The organism is Morganella sp. B601 (assembly GCF_051172335.1).
Lineage (GTDB): Bacteria > Pseudomonadota > Gammaproteobacteria > Enterobacterales > Enterobacteriaceae > Morganella > Morganella morganii.
The window spans coordinates 123,662-147,310 of record NZ_JBPIZE010000008.1; the positions used below are offsets into that span (position 1 = coordinate 123,662).

Here is a 23,649-nt window from a genome sequence, read left to right on the forward strand (position 1 = left end):
TCTTTCGGCCATAGCTACCGCACTGGGTTACCGCTCCCAGAGTGCGCTATTGCGAGTTTATCTTGCTGATTCTATTGAAGAATCGAGCCAGTAAGAGTTGTGGTGTGTTACAGCGGGCTGATTTCTCAATAAGTTGGGAGGTGATTTATACCCAATCAATCAGCGCCGTTTATATTTGCTGCCAAAGGCTAGTCCGATTACACGAACAGGTCAAGCATGATAACACTCGTGAGTCTTTCATTAAACGAACTTTATCCGGTTTAATGTGGCAATCTTTTTCTTTAAATCTGTCTTTTTTGTGTTAACAGCAGAAAAAGTGTTACTTTAACCCAGAGCTTTGGATTATTACTTTTTCTAATCGGTACATGCACAATCGTAGCAGAAATGTTTTATTGCATCATATTGATGACAATGGTAATTCCTGCTTAAGAAGGAATAGTTACCGGGGGCTGATTTCCCCGGTAACTACAGAGAGCCTCAGCGCGGGTGCAGCGGCAGCCAGATTTCCAGGCGAAGTCCGCCGAGCGGGCTGTCGTTGGCGGTGACTTTACCGTTGTGCTGGCTGATAGCGGTGCTGACAATCGCGAGTCCCAGCCCGGTACCGCCGGATTCACGGTCGCGGGCTTCATCCGTGCGGTAGAACGGCCGGAAGATATGTTCGCGATCTTCCGGACTGACACCCGGGCCGTCGTCATCGACCACAATGCTGATACCTTTGGTGTCGGCACTGAATGCGACCTGAATATGCTGGTTTGAGTAACGCAGCGCGTTACGGACAATATTCTCAAATGCGCTGCCGAGTGCGGACGGGTTGCAGTAAATTGTCCACGGGCCCGGTGGTGAGGTGATTTCCAGCGTTTTATGGCGCTGCTCTGCCTCAAACTTCGCGTTGTCGAGAATGTCATCCCACAGCTCATTGGCCTTGATGTTCTGGCGCAGCAGCTCATTTTTGTGCTGGCTGCGGGAGAGAACAAGCAGGTCATTGATCATGCCGTCGAGGCGGTGGGTCTCTGTCTCGATGCGTTCCAGCTCTTTACTCTCACCGTGGCGACGGCGCAGCAGTGCTGTGGCCAGCTGAAGCCGGGTGAGCGGGGTGCGCAGTTCGTGGGAGATATCGGATATCAGCCGCTGCTGTGCGTTCACCATGCGTTCAAGGGCGCTGATCATCTGGTTAAAGCTGTTACCCGCTGCAAGGAACTCCTGCGGGCCGGCTTCCAGTTCCGGATGCTGGCGCAAATTACCCTTGGCAACATCATCTGCCGCGTTTTTCAGTTTTCGTGCCGGTTTTGCCAGGCTCCACGCCAGCCAGAGCAGCAGCGGGGTGCTGATCAGCATGGTGGCTGCCAGTAACAGGAACGGACGGTCGATCAGGAAGTTGATAAAATCAGACTGTGCGGTGTTCGCCGGGCGGATCAGATAAAGCTGATAGCGGTCTTCGCCGTCGCGGACTTCAAACGGCCCGAGCAGCTCAATGCGGCCATACCGTTTCTTTTTCGGGTTGTCAGTGTTATCCGACTGCCCCATAAAGTTACGGATGACCTGGGAATCATTACGGATAGGCCCGATAATCCGGCCTTCACTGGTGACAATAATCAGGCGCTTGTCCGGCGGCGTCCATTTTACCAGGGCGCGGGTCAGCCGCCGCCACCAGAGCAGGTCATTCGCCGGGTCTTGTGCGAGATCAGATTCAATATGTTGCTGCAGCATCATACCCTGCCGGTACTCGGCCTCCTGGAGCGGCATCAGCTGCCGGGAGTCGAGCTTCGGCACCATCAGCACCAGTAACAGCACCAGTGCCAGGGTAAACCAGAAGATGGCGAAAATCCGCGCCGTCAGGCTGCTTATCATGTTGCAGATACCATTAAGTAACCACGGCCGCGTAAGGTTTTAAACCACGGCAGGCCGTCTGTGCGCTCCGGTAATTTGCGGCGCAGGTTGGAAATGTGCATATCAATGGCGCGGTCAAACGGCGTCAGGCGTTTGCCCAGAACTTCCTGGCTTAAGAGTTCACGGCTGACCACCTGGCCGAGGTGCTGTGCCAGCAGGTAAAGCAACGTGAACTCAGTCCCGGTCAGATCCAGCACTTCGTCACCGAAGCTGGCTTCCTGACGGCCCGGGTTGAGCTGGAGCTTATCCACCATCACCACGGAAGAGTTACTGCTGCTGTCGCTCTGCTGCTGTTGCTCACTCCAGTTGGAACGGCGCAGAATCGCGCGTATACGTGCCACCAGCTCGCGATCATTAAACGGTTTAGGCAGATAGTCATCCGCACCCAGTTCGAGCCCCAGAACACGGTCAAGGTCACTGCCGCGTGCGGTCAGCATAATTACCGGCGTCTGGTAGTTCTGGCGCAGTTCTTTCAGGGTTTCAATCCCGTTTTTGCGCGGCATCATGATGTCGAGCAATAACAAGTCTATGGAATCGTCAAGGAGGGTCAGTGCCTGCTCGCCGTCATGTGCAATGACAACGTTGAACCCTTCCATATCGAGTAATTCTTTTAACAGCGAGGTTAATTCGCGGTCATCATCAACAAGCAGTATTTTATTCATTATTCACGTCCTCCACGTGCAAAATACGACAACAAACGTTTCTATTCCATGACTTTACGTTCTTTTACATGCTCTGACGCATGTTTGCAGCCGGGTGCGTATAGTTAATTCCAACGGGTCAGGTGACGCAGACTCAGAAGTTTAAGGAGTTACTATGGGTAAGATAGCAACAATCACTTTAGCGTCAATGTTTGTGATGCAAAGTGCGCCGGGACTGGCGCAGGATTCAGAAAGTGATGGCTGCGTTACCCCGGTGCAGAGTCACGGTCAGTATAAAGGTATAACGACATCAGGGGGAGATGGTTATACCTCTATGTTGACCGGTATCCGGTTAACGGAAGAACAACGGATGCAGTTGCGGGATCTGATGCACAATTACCGCGACCAGTTACGGAATGTCCGTAACCTTGCCGAAGATGATATTGCGCTGTACGAGCTGGTTAAGGCCGAAAAGTTTGATGAAACGGCCGTACGTAATCAGCTTGAAAAGGAGATGCGCAAGCGGCTGGATTACCAGGTTGAGATGATACGGGTTCACCATCAGATGTATCAGTTACTCAACCCGGAGCAGAAAATGCAGCTGGATGCCAATTTTGAGCCGGAGAGTATTCATACCTCATCCGCCTCCTCCGCGCAGAATATGCCGGAATGAATTTGTCAGAAGTTATTTGTCAGAAATAATTTGTCAGAGTAGTGAAGTCAGTAGAGTCGTTAAGTAGCACCCAAGAAGTTTTTCCTTGCCATAGACACCATCCCTGTCTTTTACAGCCCCTCTTGAGGGGCTTTTTTTTTGCGCCACTCATGAAGAAATCCTTTTCTTACATGTACTTAAAAAATAATGAATGGTATAGAAAGTATACTAAAGTTTTCGACGATGGACGGGATGTGGACGGTCGAAACCCTTTATAATCATTCTAAAGCCCCATTCAAGGGATTAAGCTTTATTGCTAATTGAAGATAATCCGGGGACAAATGCGCATAAGCCATCGTTTGATTTATGCTCGCGTGCCCGAGTATTTCTTTCAGTGCAACTATGCTTCCTCCATTCATGACGAAATGGCTTGCGAATGTATGTCGCAGAACATGCGTAGCCTGTCCGTTCGGTAAATCTGGTTTTACTTCCTTGAGTTTTAACCTGAACGTGTTGTAGTCAACATTGAATAACAAGCCGGTATTCTTTGTTTTTAGTTGTGCCTGCAATTGTCCAGAAATGGGAATAACTCTCGTTTTACCATTTTTTGTTTGCAGGAACGTCACGCGCTCATTTTTGATATGCTCGCTGCGGAGTGAGGCTGCTTCTCCCCAGCGTGCGCCAGTGCTCAAACAGAGCAGGGCTATATTTTTATAGTCGCCACTGAGAGATTGAAGGAGAGTTTTTATTTCTGTGTCCGTTAAGAAAGTCAGCTCTGGTTCTTTCTCTTTTAATGGCGGCAACCCAGATAGCGGGTTTTTTCCTTTGTAAATATCAAGTTTGATCAGGGCGGATATCATTCCTGAAAGCCTGTACATATCCCTGTTTATCGTCGATGCGCTTATACCATCAGCAAGGCGCATCGCTCGGTGAGTAAGAAGATAGTGTTTATCCATTCGGTTAATTGTCGGGTCATTCAGTAAGCGTATTGTTTTACTTAATTGCCGTTTTTCAATTTTACCTGTTTTCATGTTCTGGCCGTGGTAAAGCCACCACTTATCTTTTAACTCACTTAACGTAATTCTTCCCGCCTGTGCTGCATCTTGAGAATATTTTTCAATATTTCCCATTACATGACGTTCAAAGTTAACGGCTTCTGATTTGCGTAGAAAAATTCTACGCAGCCGTTGTCCGGTAACACCGTTCGGGCGCATATCAACTTCATATCGACCATCATTGAGCTTCTTAATTGCCATAAGTAAGCCCTCCGATGATTTTGCGGGGTGACTGTGACCAGTAGTCATCCGCTTGTGCATAACAAATATCTAACCAGTTTTCTTTTCTGAGCGGAGTAAGGTTTCGTTTTCTTGCCCACTGTGCGCGAGAGCCGGTGAGATTTGACCAGCTTCAGGGGCGGTTTTATCGGTTACCAACCATAGGGCATATTTTTCAAATCTGGGGTAATTGGTGATTTTAGAGATAGTGGATAGGCTAGGTTCTTGGTAACCGGCCTCTATCTTTTTCAGAGTACTTATTGATATTTCAGCTAAATCACAAAGCTGAGCTTGTGTGATTTTCTCTACCTTTCGGATGAGTTTTATTTTGTCGGATATGTCCATTGACTAAGTTCCGTTTACGAACTAGTATTACCCAAAAGTTCCATATGCGAACATTCGGAGCCAGCACAAACCACTCAAAACAGGAAATAAAGGGTTTTAAGAGGTTTGATCGTAGGAGGGTATCAGATGATTCAAGAAAACAGCAATGTGAAATACCCCGTAAATGCAGTTCCTTTGGCTAAATTTGCGGAGTTAATCGGTAAAACTCATGATGCGGTAAAGCAGATGGCGAAGCATGGAAAGCTTCCGATTATTGAGTTCTCCGACCCATCAAAAAAGAAGACCCGTGCCGGTGAAGTATGGGTAAATATCACAGCATTCAATAAAGGGGTTGATGATGCCTTTTCAAATCGCCCGGTTGAACAGCGGGATGCCTGGCTGCTGTGGCTGAATAACTGAGGGGTGAATATGGAAAGGGGGCTCTATTCATTAGTCAGGTATAAGTCACACTGCTACATATATCGCGGTTTCAATATTTATGTGTTGCCGCGCAATGTGACCAGAAAAATAACGCAGTATCACGTAATGCTGAGTGATGGGGCTGACAGCTTCAATTCATTCGGAAAGGTTGATGCGCTGGCACAGGCGACAGGTTTTATAGATTCATTGTTCAATAAGAAATAACGGCGGTGATTTATGGCGGCGGCAGAGAATGCAGTAACGGTAAAAGAAGTTCTTGTTGTAAGGGCATTGGAGCACCGCGCCCCTGAATGGGAACGTGCCGTTATATATTCACTGGACGAAAAAATAAACGGATTAAACCGTGCCGCGAAAGTACGCGGTAAGCTTTTTGAGAATAAAGACCATATCAACGGTAAAAAAATAAACCACGGAATGGATGTTTTCTTAAAAGAAATGCGTTGCAGTTCAAATAATAGAGAAAGGGAAAATAATCGGGTTCTGAGTGCTATTTTCTTTTTGGCTGAGATAGAAAAGCAAAAGCATGAATTAGATTTTTGTGAACTAAATGAAGATGAACAATTGCGATTAATAGAGGCAATTAACCAAATAAAGGCAGTGGCATCAATATTTCCGACAGACTTAGCAATTAAGTAACTAACTGAAGAATAAATAATGACCTTAACAGGTCAGGGCTTTTTATTACCTAAAAATGAGGTTTTAAAATGAAATCATTTCCGGATCCAATATTCACCCCTGTAGCTGAAAACATCAAAGCAAACCGCGAAGACGAGCGTAAAACCCTGATGAATGGGTTTGCTGACCGTTTGCGCCATGTCTCGCAGAAGATACGAATTCACCGCATGGCACCGGAACAGGCAAGTTTACTGCTCGATGGTGAAGCTGATCGTATCGAAAACGAAGCGGGAGAGCTGAACCATGTCTGACGAAATCGACCGCGCCAATGACCACGCCGCGCTTGTGCTTGAAAGCCAGATAGCCGCAGCCCGTATTACTGCTGCGGGTGTGTCCGCATTTGAATGTGAGGGGTGCGGTAAGCCAATCCCTGAACCACGCCGCCGCGCTGTGATCGGCTGCACCATGTGCATTGATTGCCAGGCAATTGATGAACTGAAAAACAAACATTACCGGAGCGTGTGAGATGGATAAAGAAACGAATAGTTTTAGCGCGGATTTACCAAGTCGTTCTTTTTGGGCGCTGGAAGAAATGACCGAAGTTAATATTGATTTTTGTCGGGTATCAATATCTGTAGGTGAATATTTTACGGTAAGGGAGATTCGCAACGTCAACGGGAAAAATCAAGTTGGTTGTGAATTTCATTGTGAAGTTACGGGAATAAACGCCAGTACATTAAGTGAAAATGTAAGTAGCACAAAGAGTGTTTCTTTTAACATAAAAACTATAACATTGAGGTTGTAAATTCATCATGACAAATAAAACCATCCTCAAATGGGCGGGTTCAAAAGTCGGCATTATGGAACAGCTGCGCCCGCACCTGCCAAAAACAAAGCGCCTCGTTGAGCCGTTCGCCGGTTCTTGTGCTGTGATGATGAATACTGACTATGAGCAGTATTTAATTGCTGATGTGAATGACGATCTGATTACCATGTATCAGCAAATAGCGTCAGATAATATTGATGAGGTTATAAGAACCGCATACGGTCTTTTTGAATTAGAGGCTGTCGAGTCGGGTTATTATATAGAGCGCGATTTTTTTAATGAAAGTAAACATGTATTGCAGCCGGAGTATATCGCCGCGTATTTCATATATTTAAACCGTCACTGTTACAACGGATTGTGCCGCTACAATCAAAAAGGTGGTTTTAATGTACCGTGCGGAAATTATAAAAAAACATACTTTCCGGAAGAAGAGATCCGCGCCTTTGCTGCGAAAGCACACAAAGCTGATATTAAATGCCAGGGCTGGGCGGAAACGCTGTTACAGACCTGTGCCGGTGACGGTATTTATTGTGATCCCCCTTATATGGGTACCGGTTTTACCCGGTACCACACCGAAGGTTTTAATGATGGTGATCAGGTCGCTCTTGCCGAAGCGTTGCAAACCCTGCATGCCACCAAAGGCAATCCGGTCACAGTATCAAACTCGCTGGCCGCAAAAGAGTTGTATGCAGATTTAGGCTTCACCATTCACGAAATAGAAGCACCGCGAAAAATATCGGCGAACGGAAACAGAGAAAAAGCACCTGAAATTATTGCTGTGCTCGGGGGTTGCTGATGGAGCAACTAACCCCCATCGATTACGCCTATGTCAACGGCGACAAGTGGGAATATATCGGCACCGGGGAACCGATGCCGATTTTCACGTATAACAAAAATACCAACGAATATCTGGCAGGTATCTATAAAGAACGCCAGTTGTCAGATCCGGCAGAAATGCAGGCGTATGTATCGCAGCATGTCCGGTCAAAGGCGCTGGAAGCTCACATTAGAAGTGCGGTTGAGCAGGCCAAAAAAGAATGGAAAGAAGAGTGTGACGAATGGGTTAAAAGCCCGGAAACGATAGAGGCAAGATTACAGAAAGAGCCTTATTTTATCCGTGCATGGTATGAACGGCGGCTCTCCTGGCTGAAACGCAGCCGCGCACAAAAACACAGTGATGCTTTCTTAACGAAAACCGTTAAGCAAGCCTTATTGCGTCTGGCAGAAACACGAAAACATCATACTGTCCGGCCTTATAAGCTCCTGTCAGCTTACTATCAGAATCTGTATCCGCATCTGCCGGGCATGGATAAACCGCGCATTAAAACCCTCGCGAATGAAATCGCCTCCCGTGTTGCTGAGATGCTTGATGCTGAGATAGAACGCCTCGGCGGAATGGATAAAGTATCTGAAAAAGATGTCATTGATGTGTATCGGATGCTTGCGGCGGAGGTGTTTTCTCTGCGCGTGAACGTGCCGGGATGGCAGGCGCTGAAGCCGAAAAAAGACCGGTGCGGACGTGACAAGTTGCCGCCGGTTGATCCTGCATTCAGTGAAATAGCAAGAATGGTCAGTGCGGACTGGTGGGAGCGTCAGTTATGGCGGTTGCGCTGCGACTGGCGGGAAGATTTATTCCGTGCGAGTAATCAGGTTCACAGAAAGGCACATCCGTATATCAGCCAGGACGGGATGAAAGAATTTACTGAGCAGCGGCAGCGCAACAGTGAGTTTTTCCGTAATCATGAACTGGAAGATGAAGACGGGAAACGCGCCTCACTTCAGGCAATGGTACTCGGCAGCGTCAGTAATCCGGCATTACGCCGCAATGAGCTGATGACCAGAATGCAGGGCGTTGAATTTGTGGCACAGGAACGCGGGGACGTTGGCGTATTTTATACGATCACCTGCCCGTCACGGTATCACGCCACCAATCATAAAGGCCGCATGAATGATAAGTGGGATCACACCCGTCCGCCGGAAGCACAGCGGTATTTATCTAAATTGTGGGCGAATATCGGTTCGAAACTCGGCCGGAAAGGGCTGCGTGTGTACGGGTTCCGTGTGGCGGAACCACATCACGATTCAACGCCGCACTGGCATTTACTGCTGTTTATGCGCCCGGAAGAAAGAAAAGAGATCACCCGCATCATCCACACCTACGCGACAAAGATGGATAGAGCGGAATTGGTGCCGGATGCCCGTGCCCGGTTTAACGTTAAACGGATGGATCCGCGTAAAGGCAGTGCAACGGCCTATATCGCTAAATACATTTCAAAAAATATCGACGGTTACGCGCTTGACGGCGAGCTGGACGATGAAACCGGCAAACCTCTGAAAGACACCGCTAAATTTGCGACTGCATGGGCGAGCCGTTACCGCATCCGTCAGTATCAGCCCATCGGGCAACCGCCGGTTACTGTATGGCGCGAACTCCGCAAGCTGAATAATCAGCTTGTATCAATCCTGATGCAGAACAATCAATACGACCCTAAAAAACCCCTGCTTGCCGATAAGGCAATGGACAACATTCTCGCCGCCGCTGATGTGGGTTGTTGGGCGTCATTTGTAGACCTGATGGGCGGTGTGCTTACGCCGCGTGAAAACTATGTAATCGGCATCAGATATGAAGACAAAGACGAGCCAAACGCCTACGGCGAGATAGTCGAACGCATTTACGGCATCTATTCCAGAATTGTGGGTGAAGCGTCAACAGTCTGCACCCGATCCAAAAAATGGAAAATTGTCCCTAAAAAATCAGGCAGCACAGAAGCTGAAGAACAGGGCACAGATACCACAGACAAGGGGTCTTTGGTTTTTCTTGGCGGCTTTGCCGCCCCTAGGAGTTCTGTCAATAACTCTCCGTTAGCTGAAATTTTAAACAAAAACGGGAGAGGAATTAACAGAACGGCACCAACGGCTCAGTGTGTGTTTACGGTTGGGAAAGAAAGCGTTTCAGATGGTGGTGATAACTCGCAACCAACTAAAAAACGTAAGAAAAAACAGCTGAGTAAAAAGGTATTGCGTGTGATTACTGAGGGTATTGCGTCAGTAAATACGGATTTGACTCAGGAGCAGGCCGAAAAGCTGGCCGCAGACGGCAGTATTGAAATCGGGTCAGAACGCTACTTCATTTCACTGAACGGGAGATGCCTGGACAATGGCCGAAGAAAACAGCCACTGAGTGAACCAAAACCGCCGGTTTGTGTACCGGGTTCACCGCCGGTGACACCAGAAATTACCAAATTAACAGACCAGTTGGATGAATTGCTTCACCTGACGGGTATCACAACGCCGCCGGAAGCACTGGCACGGCAGTTACTGGCAGGAAAACCACTGATTTTACGTGATGAACGTTATTACCTTGAAAACGGCGTGATCAGGGTGATACGGACTGCTGCCGCCCACAAAAAGCGGCAGCAGGTAGTTGCAGCGGAGTTACAGAAAAAAGAAGCGAAGCGGGAACAGAAATCGGCGTCAATATTGGCGCGGGTTGAGAAAATGAGGCGAAAAAACGATGACAATTAAAATTGCAGTGACAACAGAATTAATTATTAGTCTGTACAATCGGCTGAATAGTTTATTTCCGTGGCAAAAACGCTGGTATGCACAACGTTTTCAGCGTGCCCGTGATTTACATAAAGGCCGTCAGATTGGTGCGGATTATTATTTTGTATTTGAGGCGGTACTTGATGCCTGTCTCACCGGAAGAAACAAAATATTTATAGAACCGGCGCCGGCTGATCCGGAAGATACGTTCATTTCAGGCGCTATAAATTATGCAGCGCTATTTTTGGGGTGTGAAGTAAAGCCGTGTACACAGACTATAGAGCTAAGTAATGGAGCCAGTATTCGGTTTGTTCCCGACACTAATCAGTGTTGGGCTGGGTATTGTGCAGATGTTTATGTGTCTGAGTGGGATTATTTTTCTGATCCACAAAACGCCATTGATGCAGCAATGGCAATTACGGCACATATGAAATGGCGGTTAACCGTATATTCATCAATTGATAAATATACTCAGGGAAAGTACGTGAAATTCAGCGGGAATAGCTGGTATCACGATTCTGTGCCATTGCTGCCGCATGAATGTACTGAGGCGCATTGTGCTAAAGCTACCGGAATGCGCACGGATTTTCCGGATGATTATTTCCGTCAGAGTATTTTGTGTCAGTTACCGGAAGGGGCTTAATAATGGTGCATTTATACGTAGGTGCTCCGCCGGATGATAAGACAGTACGGTTGAAAGCATTTGTTGATAAACTGGAGGTGCTTTTTTCTGAAGGATCAGTCACACCGGATGAATTCATCGGTTGTGCTGCTGTGGTGTATAAAAAATACGAGGATATAGAGAATATCCCTGAAATAGCGGCAGAAATAAAAAGGATTATGTCATTGCCGGATAAGCAGTAACAGCCAACCAGAACCGCCGAAATCGGCGGTTTTTTCTTGCCGAAAATCACCGCACAAATCCGCACACCCTTGCACAATTTCCGGTTCCAGTAAAATACCGCACAAGCCCTGACGGGCTGCGCGTTGCCCCGGTGGCAAAACCTGCACAAAAAAGCACACCTTTTGTGTGCGGGCGAGGCGGGGGAGCAATCGCGCGCTGAGGGGGATAGGGTGCCGCTCTTTCTCCGTGCGTCAGGCACATAAAAAAGGCGCATTTCTGCGCCTGTTTTGCGGGGTGTGTGAGCGTGGCAGGTGAAAACAAATGGCAGGGGGTTAATGATGGTCAGCGCAGCGTGTGAAAGGTTACGCTGCGCCTGATGTGGGGTGATTATTTACTTTGCGCCGAGGGCTTCAAGCAGGGCGTACTCATTGAAGCGCACCATCTCTTCACCGACCCAATCATTTACGGATTTCAGGCTCTGCATGATTGGCATCAGCTCATTGATAGAAAATACTTTCGCGGCCTTTTCCACATCCCCGAAGCTGCCCGCGCCGGTCGGTACGATACCCATCAGCTGCGGCGGCACACGGTGCATAGCAAGCAAATCATCACGGGTGGCATCCTTCACGTTCATAAATTCATCTTTGGCCGCAATCTGGCTGAACGGCAGGATCTGAATGCCGTCCTTCTTGCCATTGGCCGAATAAACAAACAGGTTTTTGAAAGCCCCGTCACGGCGTGATTTCTGCAATGCGCCTTTCAGATCCTCAACGCCGTTCGGGTCGGCCAGTGCATCATTGAGATAAACAATCACCCCGGCGTGTGAGCCGTTCTCATAGTAGTTAACCCGGAATGTGGTAGCCGATTTGTTGAGTTTGGCGGATATCAGCCCGGCCAGATATTCCGGCAGCCCGTAAATCTCCTGGTTAATATCCGGGTTGATCAGGTGGAAAACATCGCCGCGCTTAAATTCATGTGCATCCTTCCATGTCTGAACGAAATAGTAGGTGTCCAGGTCAATTCCGCGCCGGGTGTATTTGGCCGGCGATCGTTTCAGTTGCAGCAGCCCGCCGAGCATATTACGGCGGCGCTCAAAATATGCATTTCCGAATACAAGATAATCAAGAACATAGGCATTCATTTCCTGATAGGACAGGGATTTATGCGGGATAAAACAGCTCATGATAACGTTGCGCTTAAACAGCAGCGGTGATTCATGGTGTACCGCTGAACGAAATGCGCGGGCTATGCTGTAGAAGTCTAACGGCGTTTCATACCACTTATCGGTTTTCGCGCACTCCATACAGTCGAGCAGGTCATAAGCACCGGTGACCGGCACGGGATTATCAAAGGTGAATGCAGCACACTGTTTGTCAGCGGGTAACTCTGCTTTGTTGGTGACGGGCAGTGTTTTCTTTTTTTTCATGGTTAAAACTCCGATACACAGGAACCGCTGTCTGCGGATTCGCTGCCGATAGGTTCAGCGTATAAAACGTTCATAACAGACCAGGCAATATCCCCGTGATCAACGCCGCGTGTGCGGTCTGACGCATAGGTGACAATGCCGCCCTGTGTGATAACTTTTTTAATGGTCATAAAGGAAGACGGTATCTGTGATGCCCCGGCATCATATTCAATGCGCCCGTTACGGATAAGCATCTGTGCTTTAAGCACCATCATCCGTTTAACCTGCGGGGTATAACGGATGCCCTGTACTGCCGGGTAGAATTTTTTCACCAGCTCATACACGGCCTCACCGGTACCGCCGGTAATATCAATGTTGATCCCCTGCACGTTGTAGCGCAGTGTCAGTTTTTTGATTTCCTCGGCCTGTTTTTCAAAAGCCATGCCACGGAAGCGAAGCGCCTCGACAACCCGCCATTTCCCGCCGGGAACGGCAGGCGGGGCGAGCACAGCGAGGCCGAGGCCGTCACCATTGCCGCCGGTGCCGGTCGGGTCGGCACCGATGCGCACCGGTTTATTACCGAGCGGCCTGTCGGCGTAAGGCTTCCAGTCCGGCCAGACATCACGGTTATAACCATCAACACCCCGGTAAATAAGGGCGTTATAGTCGAATGCCCGTTCACCGGCTTTAACAAACTTACAGTTATAGAGGTTTTCGAGATCGTCCGGGGTGTTCTCGCTTTCGATATCCGCCAGTGATATCAGGTCAAACCCGCTGTTAATCGCATCATGGATAGTGACTATCTGCCGCCAGATATTGTCCCCGCACAGCACACCGTTTTTCAGGGTTTTGTGTGTGGTATCAATGCTGATTTTTTTGGATTCAGGCCGGGATTCGTTGAAAAAGTCCCCTGTCCAGAACGGATAAGCCTCATGTTCTTCAGATGATGGGGTAGAGAAATAAGTCCGGCGTAATCCGACCTGTGAGGCCATAGCCGCCGCCACTTTGCGCAGTTCGGCGAAGTTAGCCACCCAAAAAAACTCATCAAAATAGAGATCGCCGGTATAAGACTGCGCGGATGCCGCAGCCGTACCGAGAAAATAGAATGTTGTTCCGGTGGATAAAATAATTTTATCCCCGCCTTTCAGCTCCACGCCGACGAGTCGCGCCAGGGCGATAATGAAACCTTTGAACTGATGCGCCTGTGCCCGGCTGGCTGACAGAAATATTTGGTTATTGCCGGTTTCCAGTGCGTGCAGGAGTGCCTCACGGGCAAAATACCAGGTTGCGCCGATTTGCCGTGATTTTAAAATCATGCGGTTACGGCGGTTTTTCTGCTTAAACCACTTCTTCTGATGTTCAAACAGCGGTTCAAGTGCCAGTTGCCGGAGTTGTTCGATCTGCTCTTCGGTAAAGTGGTTCTTCGGCGTCTTCGGCTTCTTCTCTTTCTCCTGCTTGTCGCTTTCTTTGTTCAGCCGCGCCATCTGACGGCCGAGAAAATCCATCACTTTAAAATCGTGTGCGGTCAGGTCTTTTTTATTGAGGATCCTCAGAATACGGACATGAATCTCATCACTGACGCGCTGAATCGGGTGGGTTTCATCCCACTTATCCCGTCTGCGCCACGAATAGAGCGTGTTGGCGCTCACACCGAGGTATGACGCTATCTGTGAAATACTGTACGCCTGCCAGTACAGGCTTTTCGCTTCCGACCGCGGATCGCGCTGAGAGTCAGTTATCATGCGTCAACTTTCCCACATCGCGCGCGTACACCTCCACGGGTTTCACTTGTCACACCGATGTCACAAGGCAAAGGTTTTGAACCGGAAACAAGCACTTGCGAAGATACAGACACACAGAATTGTCGTTATCTCCGGAGTGAAAACCCATGCCAGAAGACAATAAAAAACTACAGGTCATCGTCTGCACCGAGGGCGGCACGTTAAACGGCTTTGCTGTCACGCGTGACCAGATTCAGCAGATGGCTGACAACTACAATCCGCAGCTGTACGCCGCGCGTATCAATCTGGAACACATCACCAGCGTGTTACCTGACAGTACATGGCGTCATTTTTCCATGATCGATTCTGCCCGTGCATTTGAGTTACAGGATGGGCCGTTAAAAGGAAAACTGGCGCTGGAAATCTCCGCCACCATTGACCCGGTCAAAGACGCACCATTAATCGCCCTGAACGAAAGCGGTCAGAAGATTTTCTCCAGTATCGAATTTTTACCGGATTGCCCGAATGACGCGGCGAAAGGTGCCTATCTGACCGGTGTTGCGCTGACTGATACCCCGGCGGCATTCGGCACGCAGGTTATCACCCTGAGTAACCGTGAGCGCGGTCTGCCGGAAGATGCGAAAAATACCTATACCGCATCACTGGAAACGGTCGTGAAGATGAGCGCAGCAGAAAAGCAGCAGGCAGAGCAGAAATCACTGGCAGCTGAATTCCTTACCGGACTGAAAAAAGTGCTCGGGATCCAGCGTGAAAACGGTAATCACGACATTGCCGCGTTACAGGAAGGTATCAACCTGACCGCGAAAACCTGTGCAGAGGCGTTAACGGCCATGCAGAAACTGACTGCCGAAAAAGAAACGCTGTCAGGTGAAGTGGCGACTCTGAAACAGGAATTATCCGCCCTGAAAACGCAGCTCGGCGGCACTGACGCGGATAACGAACAGCGCCAGCTTTCCACCGGTAACGGCGGTTACGTTCAGTCTGAATTTTAAGGAAAAACTGATATGTCATTAACACCTGAAGCAAATAAAGCGTATCTGTCCTACCTGGACAATCAGGCGCGTTTAAACCATGCCGTCCGTGACGGTAAATCACTGCAATTTTCTGTTGATCCGTCAGTGCAGCAGAAGATTGAAAAGGCCGTGATGGAAAGCAACCCTTTCCTGAAAGAAATCAACTCATTCGGCGTGACTGAACAAAAAGGGTCAACGATTCTGATTGCGTCAAATCAGCCGATTGCCAGCCGTAATACGTCAACCACTGACCGCCGCGAGCCTGCACAGGCTTTCGGGATGGAAGAAAACACTTACGCCTGTGAACAAACCAATTTTGACACAATGATCCCGTATACCCAGCTCGACGCCTGGGCGGGGCACCCTCAGTTCCAGAGCCTGATTAATCAGCAGATTATCCAGCGTGAAGGGCTTGATCGCCTGATGATTGGTTTTAACGGGGTTAAGTGTGCGGCGAAATCAGACCGTAAGCAAAACCCGTTACTTGAGGACGTCAATATCGGCTGGTTACAGCTTGTGCGTGAACGGGCACCGCAGCGTGTGATGAAAAATATCACCCTGACTTCGCGTGACGAGGACGGGAAAATCATCAAAAAAGGCCGTTACGCCAATATTGATGCCGTTGTGTATGACGCGGTAAGCACTCTGATCGATCCGTGGCACCGCAACGCTGCCGGGTTGGTGGCGATTGTCGGTCGTCAGCTGGTCACTCAGAAAAACTTCAAAATCATCAATCAGCACAGCCAGCAAAATCCGAATATGGAACTGATGGCCGGTAACGAGCTGATGAAACTCAGCAGCGTAGGCGGGATTCCGTCTGTTCAGGTGCCGTATTTCCCTGACGGTGCTGTGTTAATCACCACCATGAAAAACCTGTCCATTTACTGGCAGAAAGGCAAGTTAAACCGCTTCATTAAAAATGAGCCGGAATATAACCGTATTGCCACCTATGCACAGAGTAATGACGGTTACGCCGTGGAAGATTACGGCCTCGCCTGCCTGATTGAAGGTATCACTTACGCCGAAGCTGAGAGCAGCGGCGAATAACACTGCCAAAGCCGGTGCCGCCGGGCACCGGTATTTATCGGGGGATATGCAATGCAACAGTTAACACCTGCGCAGGAACACTGGCAACGCGTCATGGCTGAGCGCCGGGGCTGCGAACAAACAACCGTAAATATGACGGCATACGAGCAGATCCTGCATCGTCTGCGTCACGATCAGTCACGCCTGAGCGACATTCAGGGCACTGAGTTCAAAATTGAGTACAAGAAAACGGTGCTTGATCAGTATGAGCCGTGGATTGACGGCGTTATTGCGGCCAATACCGGACAGGCGGATGAGGTTTTTACGACCGTTCTGGTCTGGCAGATTGACTGCGGAAACTATGACCGGGCGCTGGATATGGCCGGTTATGTGCTGGCACACAATTTACCGTTACCGGAACGCTACAACCGCACACCGGCGGTGATGGTGATTGATGAAATCTGTGATAAAGCGCTGACGCTGTTTTCTGCCGGTGTCGGTGCTGACCAGCTGATCCCGCTGCCGGTACTGGAACGCATCAGAACACTGACTAAGTACCATGATGTACCGAACGAAGTACAGGCAAAACTCTGTAAAGCACTGGCGTACACATTACGCCTTAGTGAGCAGCCGGAAGATAAAGCCCGGGCGCTTGAGCTGTTACAGCGTGCGCTGCTGTTGCACAGCAAATCCGGCGTGAAACGGGATATTGAACTGCTGCAACGGGAGCTGAAAAAAGCGGACGACAGTAAACAGGACACTGCGCCGCCACCGGAAAAGAAACCGGCGAAAAATACCCCGGCGAAAGGTACCGGCACAAAACCAAAGCCGGGCAGCGCTAAAAAGCCAACAACGACACGGAAAAAAGCCGCGTCATAACCGAATGCACCCCCGTGTGCCACGGCGGCACGATGAGGCGGGGTTAATTACTGCGTCCTCATCGTCCACCGCCGTTTTTTTACCGAGGTGATCCCATGAGCGGATTAGTCGCACCCAAGGCCGTTGCGCCGACCGATGAAACGACAGATATCAGTGACAAGGGCGTTGTGGTGACAACCATCCCGTTTTACCCGGACATCACACTGTCTGATCTGCGCTGGGCTATGCGGGTTAACGGCACGGTTACCACCGCGAGACTGAAGCACGCTGCGACCAGTGCCGCCCTGTATGTCAATGACCTGCTGAGAGAATGGCAGGCAGCGCAGACAGCGGAAACGCTGGGTGATGTGCCGTCAACACCGGTCAACGATGAAACCCGGCATTTGTTTTTATACCGCCAGGCGGTTTACAGCTTCACAAAGTCATATCTGATTGAAAATTATCGTGATATCGACACAACCCGCGAAGGTGAAAAACACGCGGAAGCCCTGAGCACGCAGATTGATGATCTGCGCCGTGACGGACAGAACGCCGTCCGTGACCTGATGGGGCTGCGGCGCATGGTGGCGGAGCTGGCGTAATGAAAGTACAGGCACAGCAGGGCGATACCGTGGATTTACTCTGTTACCGGCACTACCGGCGCACGCAGGGAGTCGTCACGCAGGTGCTTGATGCGAATCCGGGTCTGTGTCTGGCAACCGTTTTACGTCCGGGGCAGTGGGTGGAAATGCCGGATATCACCGAACCGAAACAGAAAGATACCGTTCAATTGTGGGATTAGGGATGGACGAATTACACAGCAGACTAACCTATTTTTTCGCCACCGCCGGTGCGTTTTTCTCCGGATTCTCTCTGTTTGAATGGGGATTTTTGATCGGTCTGGTTTTCAGTATCGGCCTTGGTGTCATGAATTATCTGCTTAACCGGCGTTCACAGCAGAAACGCACTGAAATATGGGCGGATTATGTGGAAACCCTGAAACAGCAGGGTATCAGCAGCGGATCCGCAAAAGATTTCATTACCGCACCGAAACAGGAATTGTGATGCAACAGAATAACCTGAATGTATTCAGCAAAGTAATGATCGGTTTGTTGCTGGGGGGTGCCGGAGCGACGGCCATTGTCGATCAGTTTCTGGATGAGAAAGAAGGTAATTCGCTGACCGCGTATCAGGACGGCGGCGGTATCTGGACTATCTGCCGGGGCGTGACCCGGATTGACGGCAAGCCGGTAAAACGCGGTATGACACTGACCGCAGAACAGTGCGCCAAAGTGAACCGTATCGAGGCTGAAAAGGCGGTGCAGTGGGTGCTGCGTAATGTGCATGTGCCGCTGAATGATGCTCAGATTGCCGGTATTGCCAGTTTTTGCCCGTATAACATCGGCCCGGGGAAATGTTTCACATCCACATTTTATAAAAAACTGAATGCCGGTGATAAGCGCGGTGCCTGTCAGGAAATAAAGCGCTGGATCTATGACGGCGGCAAAGACTGCCGGAAGACCAAAGGGCAGAAAAACGGCTGTTACGGTCAGGTGCTGCGCCGGGAACAGGAAGCCGCGCTTGTGTGCTGGGGTCTGGATGATGAATAAGAGCGGCTTTTCGACCTATGCCATTGTCGGCCTGTTACTGCTGGCTGTCGGCGAAAAATGGTACTACGACAGGAAAATCGCCGTACTGACCACCACACACCAGACCACATTAAACGCGCTGACGCTGGCAGCGAAACAGCAAAGTGATGCAGCAGCAGAACGGATGCGGACAGCTCAGCGTAAAGCTGCCGAACTGGACGCCAGACACACAGGAAAACTGAAAGATGCGCTTGAGGAAAATAATCATCTGCGTGATGCCGTTCGTGATGGTGCTCGGCGGTTGCGGCTCACCGGTGCCGACCTTGCCACCTGTGAATTGTCAGCAGGCAGAAATACCGGCGGCGGCGGCGTGGGCGATGGAGCCGAAATCCGACTCACTGAAAAAGCTGAACGAATTGTTTTCGATATCAGAGCCGGAATCATCGGCGACCAGGCAAAATTAGATTATCTGCAATCCCGGGTCAGGGAGTTAGAAAAACAGTGCAGGGTATCACCATGAAAACAGTTTGTTATGTCATTGGCACCCTGATTTTTCTGGTCGTGTTTCTGATCTCATCGGCATATTTGCTGACAGATAACAGCTGCGGTACTGACCGTAAAAGCCTTGAAAAGCGCTGTGTCAGTGCGATTAACCACTACAGGGGGCAGTGATGCTGAAACCAAAGTTACTGCGGGATTTTCTGACGGCGCGGGAGCCGCGTTTTCAGCAGAACCCGGAATCACTGGAAGTCTACGCCTCAGAAGGAAATCTTATTGCCACCGGCAGGCCGGGAAATTCCTTCATGTACAGCTACAAGTTGAATCTGCTGGCAATGGATTATCCGAACTCCCTGGATGATTTGATGCTGCCGGTGCTGAAGTGGGTGCGGGAGCAACAACCGGCACTGATATTTAACCCGGACAAACGCGAGGGCGGGATCCGTTTTGATGCTGATATTCTGGACAACGACACCGCCGATATTCTGATTGTGCTGCCCGTTACCGAACGTGTTGTTGTTGAGGGCGGAGACGGAGAGGAAACCGTAACACATCTGCCTGAACCGGAATTTAAACCGTATCAGGTGTAAGGGGGGAGCGTGAGTAATGAAACCGCGTTGTTTTCACAGTTGGATGCCGAATTATCTCGGCTGCTGTCAACGACAAGTCCGGCATACCGCCGCCGGTTGTCGGCAAAACTGGCAAAAGCTATCAGGGCAGATCAGCAGAGACGGATCCGCAGTCAGCAAAATGCGGACGGCTCACCTTATCAGGCAAGAAAAACACAGGTGCTGCGGTCAAAGCGGGGCGTTGAATTTCTGTATAAGGGCGAAGTCCGCCGTCTGCGGGGCTGGCGTAACACCAAAGGACGCAACGGCCGGATGATTACCGGATATGACGAAGAGCGCGGCGCGGTACGGTCATTCATGCGAAAAGATATTGAACGTTTTCTGTCAATCGACCTGTCAGAAACCCGCCGCAGCACAAAGCGCGGTGATCCGATGTTTAAGCGGCTGCGCACTGCCCGGTTTTTACGGGCACAGGCTTTTCCGGATGCCGCCGTTATCGGGTTTCAGGGTAAAGCCGCCGCAATTGCCCGGCAGCATCAGTACGGCCTCACCGGTGCAGTTAACGAGCTGGCGCGGACACAGTACCCGAAACGCGAATTACTCGGCCTGTCGCAGTACGAACGCGCCGGGCTGCTGGAACTTATTTATCAGGATTTGGTGAACTCACGATGACACTGAATGAACTGGAACGCCTTATTTCCAACCTGTTACGCGTGGGCGTGGTTGAAGAGGTGGACACTGAAAAAATGGTCTGCCGGGTCAGAACCGGGGACATTCTCACTGACTGGATCCGCTGGGGCGCTGACCGTGCCGGAGCGGGGCGCTCATGGTGGGCGCCGGTTGCCGGTGAGCAGGTCATTATCGGCGCTGTGAATGGTGAATTAACCACGGCCTTTGTGCTGTGTTCGTTGTACAGCGACAAAAACAGCGCACCGAGCCACAGTGCGCAGGCTATGCACAAAACATTCAGTGACGGTGCTGTGATCGAATACGAGCCGGAAACCGGTGAATTAACGGTGACCGGCATTCAGAAAGCCACGGTGAACGCCGCGCAAATAATTGATGCCACCGCCCCGGAAGTGACAGTGACGGCCAGCACGCAGATTAATTTTAATACCCCGAAAGTGGTGTGCTCAGACAACCTGACGTGCGCGACCCTGAATGTGGAAAAAGGCGGTGAAATGACAGGTGATTTTACTCATACCGGCGGCAGTATTAAATCTAACGGTGTCACGCTGCATACCCATAAACACGGCGGGGTAGAGCGGGGCAACAGCAATACGGACACACCGGCATGACATACAGCGGCTTTGATAAAAAAACGGGTATGACCATCAGTGACGATGCGCATATTACGCAGAGCATGTACGACATTCTGCACACGCCGATCGGTTCCCGCGTGATGCGCCGTGAATACGGTTCGTTACTGTCAGAGCTGATTGATGAACCGGACAATAAGGCAACGCGCCTGAAAGTCATGAGCGCCTGCTATATGGCGTTAATGCGCTGGGAGCCGCGTATCAGCCTGCAACGTATTGAAGTAAAACAGGACGAAAACAACGTACCGACCCTGTATTTTCAGGGCACGAAAACCGATAACCAGCCGTTTACGGCAGAAATTCCCCGGGGGTAATCATGCCAACCATCGACATCAGCCAGTTACCGCCGCCGGACGTGATCGAAACGTTAGATTTCGAACAGATTTTTACTGAGCGTAAAGCCGCATTGCTGGTCTCTCTGCCGGAAGAACTGCGAACGCCGGTCGCCCGCGTGCTGCAATTGGAATCCGAGCCGCTGACCAAACTGTTACAGGAAAATGCTTACCGGGAAATGCTGCTGCGCCAGCGCGTCAATGAAGCCGCCCGCGCCTGTATGGTGGCCTATGCCTACGGGGCGGGTTTGGATCAGCTGGGCGCGAACAACAACGTGCCACGGCTGGTTATCCGGGCGGCTGACGATACGGCTATCCCGCCACTGCCGGCCGTTTATGAATCCGATGCTGATTTCCGGATGCGCATCCCGCAGGCGTTTGAAGGGATGAGTGTTGCCGGGCCGGTCGGCGCTTATGTTTTTCATGCACGCAGTGCTTCCGGACTGGTCGCGGATGCCTCGGCAATCAGCCCGGAGCCTGCCTGTGTGACCGTCAGCGTGCTGTCCCGTGAGGGTGACGGCACCGCGCCGCCAGAACTGCTGACGATAGTTGATAAGGCGCTGAATGATGAAAACGTGCGCCCGGTGGCTGACCGCGTCACCGTGCAGTCCGTTGAAATTGTGAATTATTCGATTGATGCCGCGCTGTATCTGTTCCCGACACCGGAATCTGAACCGATAGAAGCCGCCGCCCGGGAACGGCTGGCGCGGTATGTGAAAGAGCAGCACAGAATCGGGCGTGATATCCGGCTGTCAGCCGTTTACGCCGCCCTGCATGTTGAGGGGGTTCAGCGCGTCGAACTGAAAAGCCCGGCGGAAGATATCGTGATCAGCAATACGCAGGCATCATTTTGTACTGACGTGACAGTGACGGTCGGGGGTTCTGATGAGTAGCCGCCTGCTGCCGACCGGTTCCAGCCCGCTGGAGCTTGCCGCCGCACAAGCCTGCGCAGAAATAGAGCGCGTGCCGGTGCCGTTAAAAACCCTGGTCAATCCGGACACCTGTCCGCTACCTCTGCTGCCGTATCTGGCGTGGGCGTGGTCGGTTGACCGCTGGGATGCTGACTGGCCGGAGCGGACAAAGCGGGACGTTATCAAGGCGTCAATGTTTGTTCACAAGCACAAAGGCACCATCGGGGCGCTGCGGCGTGTCGTGGAGCCGCTCGGCTATCTGATCAGCGTCACTGAGTGGTGGAAAACCGGCGACCGGAACGGGACATTCCGCCTGACGGTCGGCGTGTCGGAAACCGGCATTACCGAAGAAACCTATTTTGAGCTGGAGCGCCTGATATTCGACGCAAAGCCCGTCAGTCGTCACCTGCTGGGGTTGTCTATCAACCTGAGCACATCCGGACATTTTTACTGTGGTGCCGCCACCAACACCGGCGACACGCTGACTGTTTATCCGTATATCCCGGAAACCGTCCGGGTGGAAAGCGCGAACTATCTCGGTGCCGCGCTGATAACCATTGATAAAGTGAGAATAAACCCATGACAGCAAAGTATTTCGCTATCCTGACGAATTACGGCGCGGCACAGCTGGCGAACGCTGTCGCGCTGGGTACGCAGATGAACATTTCCGCAATGGCGGTCGGTGACGGCGGCGGTACACTGCCGGTTCCGGATCCGGCTCAGACAAAATTAGTCCGCGAAAACCGCCGGGCGGCAGTCAATCAGGTATCTGTTGACGAGAAAAACCCGAATTTCATCATTGCCGAACAGGTGATCCCTGAAAATGAGGGCGGTTGGTGGATTCGCGAAATCGGCCTGTTTGATGATAACGGCGGTCTGATCGCAGTCGGCAACGCCCCGGAGACCTACAAGCCGAATTTACAGGAGGGGTCTGGCCGGACGCAGGTTATTCAGATGGTGCTGATGGTCAGCAGCACACAGGCTATCACCCTGAAAGTCGATCCGTCCGTGGTGCTGGCAACGCGGGAGTATGTGACAAAAAGTATTGATGCTGCAATTCAGGCATCAGAGGCCAGAGCCGCACAGACCTATCAGCCGAAAGGTGATTACGTCACCAATCAGTATTTAAAGTTGGAACTGATTAAAAAAATCGATAAGGCAGATATCACTCAGCAGCTGGGAAATGATACCGGCAAAGTGGTGTCACAAAATCTTCTGACCACAGAACTCGGTAAAAAAGCCAGTGTTGCTGATGCCAACAGTAAACTCGCCAAAGACCAGAACGGCGCAGACATTCAGGACAAGCCAAAGTTTATCGAAAACCTTGGTTTAGGAGA

At 50.6% G+C, this 23,649-nt stretch carries 32 protein-coding genes; 26 read left to right on the forward strand and 6 right to left on the reverse strand.

Annotated elements, in window-relative coordinates:
- Positions 1 to 477 precede the first annotated feature (477 nt).
- Positions 478 to 1,848 (reverse strand): envelope stress sensor histidine kinase CpxA, encoded by a 1,371-nt coding sequence (gene cpxA / locus ACSBQN_RS17550; RefSeq protein ID WP_024473658.1) that lies wholly within the window; start codon positions 1,846 to 1,848, stop codon positions 478 to 480.
- On the reverse strand, positions 1,845 to 2,549 hold the full coding sequence (gene cpxR / locus ACSBQN_RS17555; protein WP_205501068.1) for an envelope stress response regulator transcription factor CpxR: 705 nt from the start codon (positions 2,547 to 2,549) through the stop codon (positions 1,845 to 1,847). Before cpxR ends, cpxA begins: the two co-directional genes overlap by 4 nt.
- A 154-nt stretch (positions 2,550 to 2,703) precedes the next feature.
- On the opposite strand from cpxR, the gene ACSBQN_RS17560 reads away from it, so the two are divergent.
- Entirely contained in the window at positions 2,704 to 3,201 is a 498-nt protein-coding gene (locus ACSBQN_RS17560; protein WP_205501067.1) for a Spy/CpxP family protein refolding chaperone, read from the forward strand.
- A 257-nt stretch (positions 3,202 to 3,458) separates the two neighbouring features.
- Here the strand turns inward: ACSBQN_RS17560 and ACSBQN_RS17565 are convergent, their stop codons facing one another.
- Both ACSBQN_RS17565 and ACSBQN_RS17570 read right to left on the reverse strand, forming a co-directional pair.
- Complete coding sequence (locus ACSBQN_RS17565) at positions 3,459 to 4,436, reverse strand: phage integrase (protein ID WP_434991763.1); 978 nt, start codon at positions 4,434 to 4,436, stop codon at positions 3,459 to 3,461.
- A gap of 69 nt (positions 4,437 to 4,505) precedes the next feature.
- Positions 4,506 to 4,799 (reverse strand): helix-turn-helix domain-containing protein, encoded by a 294-nt coding sequence (locus ACSBQN_RS17570; RefSeq protein ID WP_434991764.1) that lies wholly within the window; start codon positions 4,797 to 4,799, stop codon positions 4,506 to 4,508.
- 126 nt (positions 4,800 to 4,925) lie between these two features.
- Here ACSBQN_RS17570 and ACSBQN_RS17575 point away from each other — a divergent pair, with 126 nt between their 5' ends.
- The 9 genes from ACSBQN_RS17575 to ACSBQN_RS17615 all read left to right on the forward strand — a co-directional run bounded on the left by ACSBQN_RS17575 (position 4,926) and on the right by ACSBQN_RS17615 (position 11,070).
- Positions 4,926 to 5,198 (forward strand): Cox family DNA-binding protein, encoded by a 273-nt coding sequence (locus tag ACSBQN_RS17575; RefSeq protein ID WP_434991765.1) that lies wholly within the window; start codon positions 4,926 to 4,928, stop codon positions 5,196 to 5,198.
- 237 nt (positions 5,199 to 5,435) lie between these two features.
- Positions 5,436 to 5,855 (forward strand): DUF5347 family protein, encoded by a 420-nt coding sequence (locus ACSBQN_RS17580; protein WP_434991766.1) that lies wholly within the window; start codon positions 5,436 to 5,438, stop codon positions 5,853 to 5,855.
- Between the two features lie 68 nt (positions 5,856 to 5,923).
- A complete protein-coding gene (locus tag ACSBQN_RS17585) occupies positions 5,924 to 6,145 on the forward strand; it encodes a DUF2732 family protein (RefSeq protein WP_434991767.1) in 222 nt (73 codons plus the stop codon).
- Positions 6,138 to 6,359: a TraR/DksA family transcriptional regulator gene (locus ACSBQN_RS17590; protein WP_048822494.1), complete on the forward strand. Its 222-nt coding sequence runs from the start codon at positions 6,138 to 6,140 to the stop codon at positions 6,357 to 6,359. The genes ACSBQN_RS17585 and ACSBQN_RS17590 overlap by 8 nt, the downstream gene beginning before the upstream one ends.
- Position 6,360: 1 nt before the next feature.
- Positions 6,361 to 6,639: a hypothetical protein gene (locus ACSBQN_RS17595; RefSeq protein WP_434991768.1), complete on the forward strand. Its 279-nt coding sequence runs from the start codon at positions 6,361 to 6,363 to the stop codon at positions 6,637 to 6,639.
- Between the two features lie 7 nt (positions 6,640 to 6,646).
- Complete coding sequence (locus ACSBQN_RS17600) at positions 6,647 to 7,456, forward strand: DNA adenine methylase (protein WP_434991769.1); 810 nt, start codon at positions 6,647 to 6,649, stop codon at positions 7,454 to 7,456.
- A complete protein-coding gene (locus tag ACSBQN_RS17605) occupies positions 7,456 to 10,185 on the forward strand; it encodes a replication endonuclease (protein ID WP_434991770.1) in 2,730 nt (909 codons plus the stop codon). Before ACSBQN_RS17600 ends, ACSBQN_RS17605 begins: the two co-directional genes overlap by 1 nt.
- On the forward strand, positions 10,175 to 10,849 hold the full coding sequence (locus ACSBQN_RS17610) for a terminase large subunit domain-containing protein (protein WP_434991771.1): 675 nt from the start codon (positions 10,175 to 10,177) through the stop codon (positions 10,847 to 10,849). Before ACSBQN_RS17605 ends, ACSBQN_RS17610 begins: the two co-directional genes overlap by 11 nt.
- 2 nt (positions 10,850 to 10,851) lie before the next feature.
- Positions 10,852 to 11,070: a hypothetical protein gene (locus ACSBQN_RS17615; protein WP_126616090.1), complete on the forward strand. Its 219-nt coding sequence runs from the start codon at positions 10,852 to 10,854 to the stop codon at positions 11,068 to 11,070.
- A 371-nt stretch (positions 11,071 to 11,441) separates the two neighbouring features.
- On the opposite strand, the gene ACSBQN_RS17620 is transcribed toward ACSBQN_RS17615, so the two are convergent.
- Positions 11,442 to 12,476 carry a phage portal protein gene (locus tag ACSBQN_RS17620; protein WP_434991772.1) on the reverse strand — a complete coding sequence of 345 codons (1,035 nt, stop codon included), beginning with the start codon at positions 12,474 to 12,476 and terminating at the stop codon, positions 11,442 to 11,444.
- Between the two features lie 2 nt (positions 12,477 to 12,478).
- Positions 12,479 to 14,197: a terminase large subunit domain-containing protein gene (locus ACSBQN_RS17625; protein WP_434991773.1), complete on the reverse strand. Its 1,719-nt coding sequence runs from the start codon at positions 14,195 to 14,197 to the stop codon at positions 12,479 to 12,481.
- A gap of 146 nt (positions 14,198 to 14,343) precedes the next feature.
- Here ACSBQN_RS17625 and ACSBQN_RS17630 point away from each other — a divergent pair, with 146 nt between their 5' ends.
- The 16 genes from ACSBQN_RS17630 to ACSBQN_RS17705 form a co-directional block, all read left to right on the forward strand.
- Positions 14,344 to 15,189, forward strand: coding sequence for a GPO family capsid scaffolding protein (locus ACSBQN_RS17630; protein WP_214180700.1), 846 nt, complete (start codon positions 14,344 to 14,346; stop codon positions 15,187 to 15,189).
- 12 nt (positions 15,190 to 15,201) lie between these two features.
- The gene (locus ACSBQN_RS17635) at positions 15,202 to 16,257 is read left to right on the forward strand and encodes a phage major capsid protein, P2 family (RefSeq protein ID WP_434991774.1); all 1,056 of its coding nucleotides are present in this window, start codon (positions 15,202 to 15,204) and stop codon (positions 16,255 to 16,257) included.
- A 51-nt stretch (positions 16,258 to 16,308) separates the two neighbouring features.
- On the forward strand, positions 16,309 to 17,115 hold the full coding sequence (gene gpM, locus ACSBQN_RS17640; protein WP_434991775.1) for a phage terminase small subunit: 807 nt from the start codon (positions 16,309 to 16,311) through the stop codon (positions 17,113 to 17,115).
- Between the two features lie 95 nt (positions 17,116 to 17,210).
- Positions 17,211 to 17,696: a head completion/stabilization protein gene (locus ACSBQN_RS17645; RefSeq protein WP_004237265.1), complete on the forward strand. Its 486-nt coding sequence runs from the start codon at positions 17,211 to 17,213 to the stop codon at positions 17,694 to 17,696.
- Complete coding sequence (locus ACSBQN_RS17650) at positions 17,696 to 17,896, forward strand: tail protein X (RefSeq protein WP_049247083.1); 201 nt, start codon at positions 17,696 to 17,698, stop codon at positions 17,894 to 17,896. The genes ACSBQN_RS17645 and ACSBQN_RS17650 overlap by 1 nt, the downstream gene beginning before the upstream one ends.
- 2 nt (positions 17,897 to 17,898) lie before the next feature.
- The gene (locus ACSBQN_RS17655) at positions 17,899 to 18,159 is read left to right on the forward strand and encodes a hypothetical protein (RefSeq protein WP_064483159.1); all 261 of its coding nucleotides are present in this window, start codon (positions 17,899 to 17,901) and stop codon (positions 18,157 to 18,159) included.
- The gene (locus tag ACSBQN_RS17660; RefSeq protein WP_434991776.1) at positions 18,159 to 18,704 is read left to right on the forward strand and encodes a lysozyme; all 546 of its coding nucleotides are present in this window, start codon (positions 18,159 to 18,161) and stop codon (positions 18,702 to 18,704) included. The genes ACSBQN_RS17655 and ACSBQN_RS17660 overlap by 1 nt, the downstream gene beginning before the upstream one ends.
- Positions 18,694 to 19,203, forward strand: coding sequence for a lysis system i-spanin subunit Rz (locus ACSBQN_RS17665; RefSeq protein ID WP_434991777.1), 510 nt, complete (start codon positions 18,694 to 18,696; stop codon positions 19,201 to 19,203). Before ACSBQN_RS17660 ends, ACSBQN_RS17665 begins: the two co-directional genes overlap by 11 nt.
- Entirely contained in the window at positions 19,200 to 19,355 is a 156-nt protein-coding gene (locus tag ACSBQN_RS17670) for a hypothetical protein (protein WP_266329886.1), read from the forward strand. The genes ACSBQN_RS17665 and ACSBQN_RS17670 overlap by 4 nt, the downstream gene beginning before the upstream one ends.
- On the forward strand, positions 19,355 to 19,771 hold the full coding sequence (locus ACSBQN_RS17675) for a phage tail protein (protein ID WP_434991778.1): 417 nt from the start codon (positions 19,355 to 19,357) through the stop codon (positions 19,769 to 19,771). Before ACSBQN_RS17670 ends, ACSBQN_RS17675 begins: the two co-directional genes overlap by 1 nt.
- 9 nt (positions 19,772 to 19,780) lie before the next feature.
- Positions 19,781 to 20,422: a phage virion morphogenesis protein gene (locus ACSBQN_RS17680; RefSeq protein ID WP_434991779.1), complete on the forward strand. Its 642-nt coding sequence runs from the start codon at positions 19,781 to 19,783 to the stop codon at positions 20,420 to 20,422.
- Positions 20,419 to 21,048: a phage baseplate assembly protein V gene (locus tag ACSBQN_RS17685; protein ID WP_434991780.1), complete on the forward strand. Its 630-nt coding sequence runs from the start codon at positions 20,419 to 20,421 to the stop codon at positions 21,046 to 21,048. Before ACSBQN_RS17680 ends, ACSBQN_RS17685 begins: the two co-directional genes overlap by 4 nt.
- Positions 21,045 to 21,383 (forward strand): GPW/gp25 family protein, encoded by a 339-nt coding sequence (locus ACSBQN_RS17690; RefSeq protein WP_115072328.1) that lies wholly within the window; start codon positions 21,045 to 21,047, stop codon positions 21,381 to 21,383. The genes ACSBQN_RS17685 and ACSBQN_RS17690 overlap by 4 nt, the downstream gene beginning before the upstream one ends.
- Positions 21,384 to 21,385: 2 nt before the next feature.
- Positions 21,386 to 22,294, forward strand: a complete 909-nt coding sequence (locus ACSBQN_RS17695) for a baseplate assembly protein (RefSeq protein ID WP_434991781.1) — start codon at positions 21,386 to 21,388, stop codon at positions 22,292 to 22,294.
- Positions 22,287 to 22,895, forward strand: a complete 609-nt coding sequence (locus tag ACSBQN_RS17700) for a phage tail protein I (protein ID WP_434991782.1) — start codon at positions 22,287 to 22,289, stop codon at positions 22,893 to 22,895. The genes ACSBQN_RS17695 and ACSBQN_RS17700 overlap by 8 nt, the downstream gene beginning before the upstream one ends.
- The coding region (locus ACSBQN_RS17705; protein WP_434991783.1) for a phage tail protein at positions 22,892 to 23,649 on the forward strand (758 nt) is incomplete at its 3' end. The genes ACSBQN_RS17700 and ACSBQN_RS17705, both read left to right, overlap by 4 nt.